Source organism: Rothia sp. HMSC068F09 (assembly GCF_001812775.1).
Lineage (GTDB): Bacteria > Actinomycetota > Actinomycetes > Actinomycetales > Micrococcaceae > Rothia > Rothia mucilaginosa_A.
Map to the genome: position 1 here is coordinate 333 of NZ_KV810424.1, position 13,406 is coordinate 13,738.

General features: G+C 61.8%; 11 protein-coding genes. 8 read left to right on the top strand and 3 right to left on the bottom strand.

What is annotated here, in order from left to right:
* The first annotated feature begins 363 nt into the window (after positions 1-363).
* The 6 genes from HMPREF2874_RS03915 to HMPREF2874_RS03940 all read left to right on the top strand — a co-directional run bounded on the left by HMPREF2874_RS03915 (position 364) and on the right by HMPREF2874_RS03940 (position 5,208).
* Entirely contained in the window at positions 364-846 is a 483-nt protein-coding gene (locus HMPREF2874_RS03915; RefSeq protein WP_049343096.1) for a DUF6318 family protein, read from the top strand.
* A 99-nt stretch (positions 847-945) separates the two neighbouring features.
* On the top strand, positions 946-1,959 hold the full coding sequence (locus HMPREF2874_RS03920; RefSeq protein WP_049343097.1) for a YeiH family protein: 1,014 nt from the start codon (positions 946-948) through the stop codon (positions 1,957-1,959).
* Between the two features lie 226 nt (positions 1,960-2,185).
* Positions 2,186-2,686: a Cys-tRNA(Pro) deacylase gene (gene ybaK / locus HMPREF2874_RS03925; RefSeq protein WP_005506356.1), complete on the top strand. Its 501-nt coding sequence runs from the start codon at positions 2,186-2,188 to the stop codon at positions 2,684-2,686.
* Between the two features lie 123 nt (positions 2,687-2,809).
* Positions 2,810-3,244 (top strand): peptide-methionine (R)-S-oxide reductase MsrB, encoded by a 435-nt coding sequence (gene msrB, locus HMPREF2874_RS03930; RefSeq protein WP_049347611.1) that lies wholly within the window; start codon positions 2,810-2,812, stop codon positions 3,242-3,244.
* A 152-nt stretch (positions 3,245-3,396) separates the two neighbouring features.
* Complete coding sequence (locus HMPREF2874_RS03935) at positions 3,397-4,650, top strand: HRDC domain-containing protein (RefSeq protein WP_070649019.1); 1,254 nt, start codon at positions 3,397-3,399, stop codon at positions 4,648-4,650.
* 24 nt (positions 4,651-4,674) lie between these two features.
* Entirely contained in the window at positions 4,675-5,208 is a 534-nt protein-coding gene (locus tag HMPREF2874_RS03940) for a Rieske (2Fe-2S) protein (RefSeq protein ID WP_083309836.1), read from the top strand.
* Positions 5,209-5,357: 149 nt separating this feature from the next.
* On the opposite strand, the gene dxs is transcribed toward HMPREF2874_RS03940, so the two are convergent.
* From dxs to HMPREF2874_RS03955, 3 genes are all read right to left on the bottom strand, one after another.
* On the bottom strand, positions 5,358-7,430 hold the full coding sequence (gene dxs / locus HMPREF2874_RS03945) for a 1-deoxy-D-xylulose-5-phosphate synthase (RefSeq protein ID WP_083309837.1): 2,073 nt from the start codon (positions 7,428-7,430) through the stop codon (positions 5,358-5,360).
* 220 nt (positions 7,431-7,650) lie between these two features.
* Positions 7,651-9,270, bottom strand: a complete 1,620-nt coding sequence (locus HMPREF2874_RS03950; RefSeq protein WP_070649021.1) for a class I SAM-dependent RNA methyltransferase — start codon at positions 9,268-9,270, stop codon at positions 7,651-7,653.
* Positions 9,271-9,532: 262 nt separating this feature from the next.
* The gene (locus HMPREF2874_RS03955) at positions 9,533-11,599 is read right to left on the bottom strand and encodes an APC family permease (protein ID WP_246823770.1); all 2,067 of its coding nucleotides are present in this window, start codon (positions 11,597-11,599) and stop codon (positions 9,533-9,535) included.
* A gap of 176 nt (positions 11,600-11,775) precedes the next feature.
* Here HMPREF2874_RS03955 and HMPREF2874_RS03960 point away from each other — a divergent pair, with 176 nt between their 5' ends.
* Both HMPREF2874_RS03960 and HMPREF2874_RS03965 read left to right on the top strand, forming a co-directional pair.
* Positions 11,776-12,588 (top strand): potassium channel family protein, encoded by an 813-nt coding sequence (locus HMPREF2874_RS03960; protein ID WP_070649023.1) that lies wholly within the window; start codon positions 11,776-11,778, stop codon positions 12,586-12,588.
* On the top strand, positions 12,588-13,241 hold the full coding sequence (locus HMPREF2874_RS03965) for a potassium channel family protein (protein WP_070649024.1): 654 nt from the start codon (positions 12,588-12,590) through the stop codon (positions 13,239-13,241). The genes HMPREF2874_RS03960 and HMPREF2874_RS03965 overlap by 1 nt, the downstream gene beginning before the upstream one ends.
* Positions 13,242-13,406 lie beyond the last annotated feature (165 nt).

A 13,406-nucleotide genomic window follows, 5' to 3' on the forward strand; every position in this document is an offset into this window, starting at 1 on the left:
CACCATGGGTAAAAAGGATAACCCGAACCCCAGGTTGCGCAAGGCTGATGTGCGTACCGGCCAGCGCTGGCATTTGGATGATAGTGGTGTGGGGGATTCGGAGTATTCGTTGCATCGTTCCTGGCCTGACATGTGAATCAGCTCAGCTTTTAGGTGGAAACAGCCAATAGGTTAGTGTCTTCGCCGCGGGTCTTACGTTGAGAAGCCACATGTTTGCCGAGAAGCCACTTCTTTGGTGGCTTTTCGAAACACATGTGGCTTCTCATCTATCGGGGTTCTTCCCTTCGGTTGGTTAGTCTTCCGGTTTCTAACCAGCCCCCTCCATCTCTTCACACACCACACCGATATGAGGAATACAATTCCATGACTTCCAACCTTTTTACCCGCCGCGCAATGCTGAGCGGCGGCACCCTTCTGGGTCTTGGTGCCCTGCTTGCGGCATGCGGCCATCAGGCAAATAACGAGGCGGCAGCCACCACCTCCGCAGCGCCGAGCGAAACCGCCTCGGCGTCTGCGGCAGCATCTAACGCTACTTCTGCTTCCGCTACTCCGAGCCCGGTCATTACCCGCGGCTATTCCGGCGGATCAAAGGCACCCGACGGCGAGTACCGCAAAGCTGATGCATATGGTATAGCTCAAAACGTCCCTCTTCCGAAGGCTAAGCCGCAACAGTACCCTGAAACCTTTGCTGGTCTTCGTGAGATGATGACCGATTGGGTCAGAGCCCGTAACTACGGTATTCAGACCGGTGACATGCAGTATGTATGGCCCTATATGCTGGATACCTACGAGAAGGATATTAAGTTCCTCAAGGATATCGAAGGCCTTTATCAGCGCGGAGGCTGAGGTGGTGCGCTCCCCGGGCTGGGCCTGTATTCCTACTTTCTAGTTTAATTTTCTAACAAATAATGTTATAATAAGGAGTATTTATTTTCGGAGGTTTTTATGTCATTTCTATCAAAAAATTGGGCAGGATTGTCAGTCTGTCTGATCATTTCTATCATCTCTTGGGTTTTAGGAGGATTTCTGCCTGTTGTGGGAGCACCTGTTTTCGCCATTTTTATCGGAATGATTCTCCATCCCTTTCTCGCTTCCTATGCACAACTGGATGCCGGTTTGACTTATAGCTCTAAAAAACTGCTTCAGTATGCTGTTATTTTGCTTGGGTTTGGACTCAATATCTCACAAGTTTTCGCAGTTGGAAAATCTTCCCTTCCTGTTATCCTTTCAACTATTTCAATTGCTTTGATTATAGCTTTCTTTTTCCAACGCTTTTTTAAGCTTGATACAAAGCTAGCTACCTTGATTGGAGTTGGATCTTCTATCTGTGGCGGTTCTGCCATTGCAGCGACTGCTCCTGTTATTCGCGCCAAGGAAAAAGAAGTAGCCCAAGCCATTTCTGTTATCTTTTTCTTCAATGTCTTGGCAGCTCTTATCTTTCCAACTCTAGGTTCTTGGCTCCATCTTTCCAACGAAGGTTTTGCTCTCTTTGCGGGTACTGCGGTCAACGATACTTCCTCTGTGACAGCTACTGCTAGTGCCTGGGATAGTCTTTACAATGCAAACACTCTTGAGCCTGCAACTATTGTCAAGCTGACACGTACTCTAGCTATTATCCCTATCGTTCTCTTCCTCTCCTATTATTGGCAAAGCCGTCAACAAGGCAACAACCAAGGAGTGAAGCTTAAAAAAATCTTCCCCGTTTTCATTCTCTACTTTATCCTAGCTTCTCTGATAACTACTCTTCTCACATCTTTCGGTGTCAGCAATAGCTTCTTTTCACCTCTCAAACAACTCTCTATATTCCTCATCATCATGGCTATGAGTGCTATTGGTCTCAAAACCAACCTCATTGCTATGATCAAATCCAGTGGAAAATCCATTCTTCTTGGAGCCCTTTGCTGGATTGCTATCATCCTGACTAGTCTTGGCATGCAATTACTCATCGGTATTTACTAAGAAAAAAGGGAGCCTAAAGGCTACCTCAGAACGTAGACAAATCAGATGGATTTTGGACTGTCGTTGCTTTCTCAAGAGCAGCTGAAGGAAAAAGGGCTACTGAAATAACCCCATAACCATTGAGAAGCCACATGTTTGCCGAGAAGCCACTTCTTTCGTGGCTTTTCGAAACACATGTGGCTTCTCGGCGCGTAACGGCGCATGGTGACTTCCGTAAAATGGTTGTATGGCTAAGAAAACTAAAGGTAAGAAGAGCGGCGCAGCAACCGCCGCCGTAGCACTGCTGACCGAGACGAACACCCCCTTCCAGATGCGCGAATACGAGCATGTTGAGGGCGTCACCTCCTTCGGCGAAGAGGCTGCGAAGAACCTCGGCGCCTCCGAGGAACAGGTGTTCAAGACCCTGCTGATCGTGCACGAGAAGGATTTCGCCGTCGCAATCGTGCCGGTCTCTGGCAAGCTGAACATTAAGGCTGCCGCCGCAGCCCTCGGCTGGAAGAGCGCCTCCATGTGCGACCCGAAGGTCGCTGAGCGCCGCACCGGCTACGTGGTGGGCGGTATTTCTCCGCTGGGTCAGAAGACTCCCTCCCCCACCCTCCTGGACGAAAGCGCCCAGCTTTTCGACACCATCATGGTGTCCGGAGGCAAACGTGGCCTGGACGTCGAGCTCGCCCCCGACGACCTGCTAAAGCTCACCAACGGAAAGTACGCCGATATCCGCGCCTAACGGCCTCGTGCTCCACCGCGAAAGAACATATCGGAACAGGTCACACCGCGGCGGTTGAGGAAATATACTCCTCCACCGCCGCGTTATGCATGTGTACAGATTAACGATTTGAAGGAGAATCCCATGGGTAACTCATTGCCGGGTGTCGGCACCATCGCAAAGAATTGGCGTGAAGTCCTCCGCCCCGAAGAATATGCGGTGCTGCGCGAGGGCGGCACGGAGCGTCCCTTCACGGGCGAGTACTGGAACACACACACCGAAGGCATCTACTCCTGCCGGGCCTGCGGTACGGAGCTGTTCCGCTCGGACCAGAAGTTCGACTCGCACTGCGGCTGGCCGTCGTTCTTCGCTCCCCTGGCCGAGGACCGCGTGCGCTACCTGGAAGACACGACGTTCGGCATGCGCCGCGTCGAGGTGCGATGCGCCGCCTGCGACTCGCACCTGGGCCACGTATTCGAGGGTGAGGGCTACCCCACCCCCACAGACCTGCGCTACTGCATCAACTCTGTGTGCCTGACCCTCACTCCGGCCGAGAACGAAAAGGCCGAAGAGGAATAGCATCCAGAAGCGGCCCCGGGGCCACCCAAATTCCCCTAATTCGAGCCTCTCAGCCGGGACGGGTAGAATGGCCTAGTGCCTTTGGGGGCCGGTGTGGCGTGCCCGGGGCGATTTACATGTACAACACCTGAGCGTCAGAAGAGGATGGTTCCATGAGTAGCGCAGCTAAAGCGAACGGTTCGCTGACCCTTCAGGATATTGAGGTTCCCGAGGTTGTTCCGCTGAACACCCCTTCGACGCCGATTCCCACGCTGATTAACACCGAGAGCGGTTTGCGCCGTGCGGCCGAGTCGCTGGCGGCGGCCTCCGGCCCGGTGGCCGTTGATACCGAGCGTGCGCAGGGTATCCGTTACGGTTCGCGTGCGTTCCTAGTGCAGCTTAAGCGCGAGGACAAGCTGTACCTGATCGATCCGGAAGCCTTCTCTGACCTGCGCATCATTAATGATGCGCTGGCCGACGCCGAGTGGGTGATTCACGCGGCGATCCAGGACTTCCCGAGCCTCGACATGCTGGGCATGCGCCCCAAGCGTCTATTCGATACCGAGCTGGGTGCTCGCCTGGCGGGCCTGAAGCGCGTGAATCTGGGCGCGACGGTTGAGGAGCTTCTGGGCTACAGGCTGGAGAAAAAGCACTCGAAGGAGGACTGGTCGCACCGTCCCCTGCCGGAGTCGTGGCTGAACTACGCGCTGCTGGACGTTGACGTGCTCATCGACCTGCGCGACGCCTTGGAGGAGCTACTCCGCAAGCAGGGCAAACTGCAGTACGCTCAGGAGGAGTTTGCGTACCTGTGCGCATCGCCGGTGAAGGACCCCACGGACCAGCCGGAGCGTTGGCGCAAGACGAAGGGCCGCACGGCCCTGCGGTCGGTCAAGCAGCTGACGGCGCTGCGTAACCTGTGGGTTGAACGCGATTCGCTGGCCCGCAAGAAGGACATCGATTCGAAGCGGCTACTACCCGATTCCGCGTTGATTGAGGCGGCCCGCACCATGCCCCGCAACGTGCCGGCCGTGATGGCCATCCCCGGTTTTCAGACGCGCGGCCTGCGCCGTGAGGGTCCCCGCTGGGTGCGCGCTATCGCATCCGCAGCCCGCGGCGAGAACGCGGTGCCGTACACCCTGCCATCGACCGCCCCTCCCCCGCTGAAGGCGTGGGAGTCGAAGCGCCCCGAGAATCTTGCGCTGTTTACCGAGGTTCGCCAGGTGATTGACGACCTCTCAGAGCGCCTAACGATTCCGGCGCAGAACCTGATTACGACCGATTACGTGCGCCGCCTCTGCTGGGAGCCTCCGGCCCGTCACGACGAGCAGTCCCTGCGGGATGCGCTGGCCGCCTACGGCGCACGCAACTGGCAGACCGGTCTGGTCGCCCCCGCGATCGCGCCGGTATTCGCGAAGCATTTGGGTTAGCTTTCGCTCAACGAAAGAGGATTTATGTCTACTTCTCAGAATTGTTCCTGCTGTCGGCAGGCGAGCGTTCAGGAGCAGTCCGCTTCGGTGAAGCCCGCGGCGACTGCCGAAACCGACCTTGCGTCGGATGCCGAGAGGGCCTCGTCCCGTCTGTTTTCGCGCCGTGCGACCCTGGTGACCGGGGCCCTGGCCTCCACCGCGGCGCTGGCTTCCTGCGCCGAGGGCGGCAGCACGACGGTGACCGCGCCCGACGGAACCGTGGATATGGCAGCCGCGTCTTCGGTGGGCGTGGGTAAGGCCGCTAAGCTGACCCGCGGCACCACGACCGTGATTGTGGCCCAGCCGTCCGAGGGTCAGTACAAGGCGTACAGCCCCGTGTGCACTCACCAGGGGTGCCAGTTGCAGGTGCAGGATTCGAACCGCATCGTGTGCCCCTGCCATGGTTCGGAGTTCGCGACCGCCGACGGTTCGGTGCTGCACGGCCCGGCGGAGACCCCGCTGAAGACCTACTCGGTGCAGGTGAAAGACGGCCGTATCTTTGTGGGAAACAACAGCTAGGGCCAGCCTCTGCCTCGTTTTAGTTTCGTGTGCCGTTGAGGTGCACTGTTGAGTTACGCTCTTGAAGTGCACCGTTGAAAACGCAGAAAACCCAGCTACCCGGTCGGGGTAGCTGGGTTTTCTGCGTCTCTAGCTTTTACGCGTTACGGCTACGCGGTGTGGCGGGGCTTCTGGCCCTCCTCACGGGCGAAGGGCACCTTGTCGCCGGCCAGCTGGGCACGCACATCCGCGGCGATTCGCTCGGGGGTCAGTCCGACCTCTTCCAGAATCTGCTCGCGCGATGCGTGCGGGATGAACTCGGCGGGCAGGCCCAGCTCGCTCAGGGCCGTATCGACGCCGGCCTCGCGCATCTCCTGTCGGATGCGCGCACCCACGCCGCCGGAACGCACGCCGTCCTCGATGGTCACCACGATGCGGTGGTCACGGGCCAGCTCCACGACGGAGGAGGGAACGGGAATGATCCAGCGCGGGTCAATCACGGTGGACTCAATGTCCTCTGCGGCCAGAATCTCGGAAACCTCCAGGGCCACGCGGGCCATGGCGCCCACGGCCACGAAGAGCACGTCGCGTTGGCCGGTCTCGGGATGCGGTTCACCGGTGCGGGCCAGAACGTCTACGCCGTCGGCGCGGCGCTCAATAGCGGGGATGTCCTCGCCCACGGAGCCCTTGGGGTAGCGAATCACGGTGGGTGCGTCGTTGATGGCTACGGCTTCGCGCAGCTCCTCGCGCAGGGTTGCGGCGTCACGCGGGGCGGCCAGGTGTAGCCCGGGGATGAACTGCAGCATCGCCAAGTCCCACATGCCGTGGTGGCTTGCGCCGTCGGGGCCGGTGATGCCGGAGCGGTCCAGGACCACGGTCACGCCGGCCTTGTGCAGTGCCACATCCATGAGCAGCTGGTCGAAACCGCGGTTCAGGAAGGTTGCGTAGAGCGCGACGACCGGATGCATGCCACCGTAGGCGAGGCCCGCGCTCATGGCGATGGCGTGCTGCTCGGCGATGCCCACGTCAATCACGCGGTCGGGGTGGCGCTTCTGGAACTCGCGCAGACCCACGGGAATGAGCATAGCGCCGGTGATGCCGACGACGTTCTCCTGCTCATCCGCAATATCTGCAATCTCACGGCCAAAGACGCTGGTCCAGGACTCGGCGGTGCTCTTGGAGACGGCATTACCTGTCAGCGGGTCAATCGGGCCGACCGCGTGGAACTGGTCGTCCTTGTTCGCGCGGGCGGGCGCGTAACCGTGGCCCTTCTCGGTGATGGCGTGCACGATGACCGGGCCCGCGTAGTTCTTCGCGGCGGTCAGGGCGTTCTCCACAGCCTGCTGATCGTGGCCGTCGATGGGGCCCACGTACTTCATGCCGAGTTCCTCGAAGATACCCTTGGGCACCACCACATCCTTGATGCCGGCCTTCATGCCGTGCAGGCCTCGGTAAATCATCTGGCCCAGGGCGCCACCCCGCTGCAGACCCACGCGCACCGCGTCGAGGGCACGGTCGTAGCGGTGGTCCAGGCGAACGCGGTCCACCTGTTGCTGCACGCCGTGCTTGAGCTCGGAAAGCTGGTTGGCGAAGCCGCCGATGGTGGGCGCGTAGGAGCGGCCGTTATCGTTCACGATGATTACGACCTTGCGGCTACGGTCGGCGGCGATGTTGTTCACGGCTTCCCAGGCCATGCCGCCGGTGAGCGCCCCGTCGCCGATGAGCACGACGGTGTAGCGGTCGTCCTCACCGTTAATACGGTTGGCGCGCGAAATGCCGTCGGCCCAGGAGATAGAGCTGGAGGCGTGCGAGGAGGCGATAATATCGTGCTTGGACTCGTTGCGGTCGGGGTAGCCCGAGAGGCCGCCCTTCTGGCGCAGAGTCTTAAACGCATGACGGCCGGTCACGAGCTTGTGCACGTAGGACTGGTGGCCGGTGTCAAAGAGGATGTTGTCCTTGGGGGAATCGAAAATGCGGTGGATGCCGAGGGTCAGCTCCACAACGCCCAGGTTCGGGCCCAGATGGCCGCCGGTTGCCGAAACGTTCGTCACGATGAACTGGCGGATCTCGTTGGAAAGCTCCTCCAGCTGCTCGTAGCTCAGGTTGCGCAGGTCGGAGGGGTCCTTGATGCCGGGCAGCAGGCGGGCCGTGTGGCCATCGCCAAGGCTGTAATCTACGGTGGGTGCTCCGGGGGTGGCGGCCTTCGGGTTGTTCTCCTGCGGCGACGCATTTTCAGCAGACATACACCCACACTCCTCAAGGGTTCAGGGCACGGCTCATTCCGTGCGTTGGTTCTCCAATGATTTTACCTTTTAAGGGACCAAAAATCAGATTCGCGTCACCGTCAGGTGAGACGAGCTCTCCCCTTTTCCGACGGCGCCCCGGGCAGGTCTGCCGCCAATCGAACGCCGACCCGCGCCCCGCCCTCCTCTGTCGAAGGACGAGCCTCGGCCAACCCGCCGCCTACTTGCGGCGACGACGCGGGCGAGGCTTTGCCGGTGCCCGCTCGAAGAGCGCCACGCTCTCAACGTGGTGCGTGTTCGGGTACATGTCGAAGGCCCGCAGCTGCACCATATCCCAGCCGAGTTCACGCAGAATACCGGTGTCGCGCCCCAGGGCTGCCGGGTCACAGGCCACGTACAGGATGCGACCGGGATCCAGAGCGTCCAGGCGCTCCAGGGTGGTGCGGTTGGCACCCTCACGCGAGGGGTCCAGAACCACGGCGTCAATCGGCGGGATCTGCTCGAAGTCGCGGGCGGTCTTCAGGTCGACCAGGTGGCGCGCCACGTCACCGCGAATCACCTCGATGCGGGTCTGCGCCGAGTTATCGGTGCGGGAGCATCCGTCGGGCGCGAAGTTGGAGCGGGCGTCCTTGTGGGTCACGGGAGAACCCTCGATGCTGATGACCGTTCCGGTGGGGCCCACCGCATCGGCCAGGGCCGCGGTGAACAGTCCCGCTCCGGCGTACAGGTCGAGGGCGCACTCGCCCTCCTGCGGGCGCAGCATGGTCAGCATCGCCGCAATCATGGTCGAAGGAGCCGAACGGTGAATCTGCCAGAATCCGCCGGCCGAGACCTGGTAGCTGAAGCGGCGGGGGCCGAAGGTCACCTCCTCGGTCACCGAACGCAGGCCGGCACCGAGCAGGCGGTCGCTTTCCTCCACGCGGCGGTAGGGTGCGTGGGAGGCTCCGGGGCGGCGACGCCTGGGCTTGCCGTTCGAGGACGACTCCGGCGTGAAGTAGAGGGACACCTTACGCTTGGCGAGCAGTCCCCAGGCCTCGGTGGCCTGCTCCTCCACCGCGCGCGCAATCTCGTCAATCGAGAAGCGCGGGTCCACGATGAATTGCAGTAGCACGCGGCCGCGGGAGGAGACGGTCGCCTCCACCTCGCGCACACCGCGCAGGTTCAGCTGCTCCAGGTGCAGGTCGCGCAACTCCCTGGCCGCAAGCGGAAAATCAACGACCGGGACCGGCGAGGAGGCGTGGTACGGGTGCATGGCGACGCGCCAGGTCACGACGGGTCGGCCCTCTGCGTTTTCCTCACGCACGCGGGCCACGGCGTAGCGCACGCGGGTTCGCCACGACAGCCCCTCGGAGTTATCGCGCAGGGGCAGCTCCTCGACGGTCAGGTTCGTCAGCAGCGGAGAGGTCAGCGGCAGGCCGCCCAGCCGGTGAATCTGGGTGCGCACAATGTCGGTCTTGTAGCGGCGCTGCTCGTCCAGCGCGAGGTGACCGTACTCCATGCCGCCCAGCAGCTCTGGCACACCGGTTGCGGCGGCGCGCTCCTCGGCGCTGGCGATCGCATCGGCCTGAATCCAGGGGTGGGGGCGGCGGGCAAGGGAGGGCACGGGAACGTCGATGACGTCCGCGAAGTAGTAGCGGCGCTTGGGGCCGATGGAGGTGATGCGCACGCGAGCCTGCTCGCCGACAACGCCGTGGCGAACGAAGATGACGCCCTCTGCGGTGCGGGCGACGAAGGAGCCTCCGTGGGCGGGTGCTTCACAGGTGACGGTGAGGACTTGGCCGACGCTGTAACCACCTGCTTCTGTGGAGGCGGCAGCGGGGTCAGTGGTGTGTTGAGTCACGACGTTGTCTCCTAATCATCACTTAATGTGAACCATTTTACACCGGAATATTCGGGGTCTCGGGTTTCGACGCTCCCCGGGGGTGAAGTGCGGTGAAGCCCTCACCGTGCCGGTCCGGGGCGTTTGCAGCAGGTGCTTGTAGCAAGGCAATAGGGCGAGCCTTTCAGCGCGGTCCCTTCGTGTTTCAGCGCGGTCCCTTCGTGTTTCAGCGCGGCTCTTCGGGGCCGCCGTTTTCTCGGGAAGCTGCGCTCCCCCGCGTAGCTTAGGATGCAGAATCCTCGTGCAACCGGCCGCGGTAGACCGCATGGCGGTTGCTCTGGGTGAGCTCTCGGCCGCCACCGGCGGGGCGGGTGACGTTCGGTGCCAGGGCGGGGTTCTCTCCCGGGGCGGTCGTCTCCTCGACGACCTCTTCGGACTGCAGGCGCTGATCGGAGATTTCGTCGTACACTTCGTCCTCGTGCATGGCCCACGGCACGGTCGCGGTCATCACGCCCGGCTCGTGCAGCAGCGCCTTCTTCAGGCGGCGCACCGTGCGACGGTGCAGAATACGCTGCCACCAGTGATCCACCACGAATTCGGGCAGGTACACGACCAGAATGTCGCGCGGCGACTTCTTGCGGCGGCGGCGAATGTACGAGACCACGGCCTGCACGGTATCGCGGTAGGGCGAGTCGATGACCGACAGCGGCACGGGGATGTCGAGGGCGTACCAGCGGTTCTTCACGACCTCGAGAGCCGCGCGGTCGTTGTTGACGGTGAGCGCCTCAATCGTCGAGGGGCGCGAGGCACGCGCATACGAGAGGGCACGCACCGCGGGCCTGCGCACGCGTTCCACGTACACGATGGCGTGCACGCGCGAGGGCAGAGCCGCCACATCCGCCACGGACTCGGCGTTCAGCGGCATATCCGTGGCTTCGTCAACCGTGGCGTAACGGCGGTGAGTGAGCATCATACCTCCAACCATGAGGGCAATCATTCCGAGGGACAGCCAGGCGCCGGCACCGAGCTTCGTGACGATCACAACAACGAGTACGGCGGCGGTGACGGTCACGCCCAGGGTGGACACCGCGATATCGCGCAGGAGCGCGCGGCGGGGCATCTGGGCCAGGGTAACGCGCAGCAGGCGCATGCGGTAACGCACCACGGCCAGCTGCACCATGGCCATGGAGATACACATACCCACGATGTACAGCTGAATCAGGGAGTAAACATCCGAGCCGAAGAGCACGGTGAGCATCGTCGAGAAGCCCGCGAGGGTCAGCACGCCGTTGGTGTACAGGCCGCGGGAATCCACGCTGCGGAAGAAGACGGGCAGGTACTGGTAGTCCGCCAGGGAGGAGGCGATCATGGGGAAGCCGGTGAACGCGGTAATCGAAGCGATAATTAGCACGCCCACAGTCGCAAATACCAGCAGCTGCGCGTAAATCGGGGTGTCGCGGTACACCGCGAGAGCCACCTGGTAGAGGGCGGGCTTCTGGTGGAAGTACTCCCCCGGCGCGCGCCCGTCGATGAAGAGGAATTGGGTCGTGTCATGCACCATGTGCACGTGCGTGAGGTAGGCCAGGCTCAGCAGGCCCACCAGCAGAACGGAGGTGATGATGCCCATCATCATCATGGTCAGGGCCGCGTTGTACTTCTTGGGCGGGTGGAAGTAGCGGACCGAATTGGAAATCGTCGACACGCCGGAGAAAGCAACCGCGCCTCCTGAGAAGGAGCGGGCCAGCAGCAGCATGAGCGCCACGCCTTCGGTGGCGTTGCTGCCCAGCTCCGGCACGATGGCGTAGCCGGCGGATTCGGCCACGGGCAGGGCGCCCATGGAGGCACGCACCCAGCCAATAATCAGGGTGATTCCCAGTAGCGCCAGGAAGATGTACAGCGGCCAGTGAGCAATCTTGCCCATAAGCTGCAGACCGCGCAGGGCCGTGAGCGTCAGGGCCAGGATGAGCAACACCGCAATCGTTGTGCGCCAATCCTGAATCTCGGGGTACAGGGCCACGAGGAACGTGGCCGCCGAAGACATGGACACCGAAACCGTCAGCATGTAGTCCATGAGCGAGGAGGCACCCATCATGACCGCGGGTAGCGCGCCCAGCTTCTTGTGCACCAGCTGAATATCACCCTCGGCGGCAATCTGGCTGATGTTGTAGCGGTAGGTGCCGATGACCACCAGCCCCACCAGGGCGACCGCCAGACCAACCCACGGGGAGAACGCGAGCGCCGAAGCGCCCGCCGCGGCCAGGGTCAGAATCGTCTGGTCGGCGGCGTAGGCCACCGAGGAGATGCCGTCGGCACCAAAAAGGGGCAGGGCGTACCGCTTCGGCAGGGTCACTGCCGAAAGGTTCCGCGTGCTGACCGGTCGACCGATCAGGGCGATGCGCATCCTGTCCCAACGATTTCTCACCTATTAAGGCTATCTTCCCGGGCCCCAAAGCTCAATTCAATGAGCGGTTCAATTACACTGGAAGGGTATGCGTTAAAGCGCGTCATCAACACATGGAGAGAAGCATGCCTCACTTTGTCATCATGGGCGCCGGGCGCGTGGGCGTCATGCTGGCCCGCACGCTGGAGGCCTCCGGGCACACGGTTGCCGTCATCGATCAGGATGAGCGCGCCTTCCAGCCGCTGCGCAAGGGTTTTGAAGGTCAGCTGGTGACCGGTGTGGGTTTCGATCAGGAGACCCTCAAGCGCGCCGGAATTACCGAGGCCTACGCCTTTGCGGCCGTCTCGTCGGGTGATAACTCGAACATCATTGCCGCGCGTGTGGCTCGCGAGCTGTTCAAGGTAAAGAACGTGGTGGCTCGCGTGTACGATCCCAACCGCGCAGAGTTCTTCCAGCGCATGGGCATTCCCACGGTGGCCTCGGTGCGTTGGTCTACCGATCAGGTGTTGCGCCGTCTGCTGCCCGAGCAGGCGCTGAAGGGTGATTTCCGTGAGCCTTCGGGCCGCCTCATGCTCACCGAGATTCCGCTGGATGACGGCTGGGCCGGCCATGCGCTTGTCGACATTGAGCGTGCCGCCGGGGTGCGCATCGCCTACATCACCCGCTTTGGTGAGGGTATGCTCCCCCGCCCCGATAGCGCCTACCAGCAGGGTGATAGCGTGCACGTGATGATGCGTACCGACGACGTTGCCGATGTGACGCGTATTCTTTCGCGCCCGCCGCGCACCGAGGACGACGAGGTGGAGTACCGCACCGACGCGAATATGGACTGGTTGCGTTCCGCCACGACCAGGGCTGCCCGTGGATCCGAGACCCCCTCCCTGCCCAATCCCCGCCAGCTCTTTGGCCGCCAGCGCCCGAACCCTAAGGAGAAGTAATGAAGGTACTCATCGTCGGTGCCGGTTCCGTGGGTGCATCGATTGCCAAGGAGCTCATGATGAACGGTCACGACGTGACCATCATCGATTCCAAGCCCGAGGTGAAGAAGCGCGCCGATCTGCCGGGTGTGCGCTGGCATATCGGCGACGCGTGCGAGCTGTCCGTGCTGCGCCAGGTTCACCCCAATAAGGCGGATGTGGTGGTTGCCGCGACCGGTGACGACAAGGCTAACGTCATGGTCTCGCTCCTGGCCCGTAGCGAGTTCGGCGTGCCGCGCACCGTGGCCCGCGTGAATAACCCCCGCAACGAGTGGCTCTTCGACGACTCCTGGGGCGTGGATGTGGCCGTGTCTACCCCGCGCCTGATGACCGCGCTGGTTGAGGAGGCCGTGGAGGTGGGCGACGTCGTGCGCCTGCTGACCCTGCAGGCCGGTGGCGCGACCCTGGCCGAGTACACTGTGCCGGAGGACCACCCCGTCATTGGTTACCGTGTGGACCACGTGCAGTGGCCGGCCGATACGGTGCTCACCGCGATTCTGCGCGATGGTGCCCCGATTCCGCCGAGCCCCGACGTCGCGCTCGAGGGTGGCGACGAGCTGTTCTTCATCACGACGATTGCCGGTGAGGATCAGATTCGAGCCCTCTTCGCGTAGACTTGCGCGGCGTGGTTATCCCCTAAATTTGAGGATGCGAAAGCCCCGGTCACCCTTTGAACTGCGCCCCGAAACTTGGACGCTATAAATAGTAACCCTTACACAGCTTCCAACAGGGCCTGATCCCGGTATTCAACCGGAGTCAGGCCCTTAAGCTTTACCTGG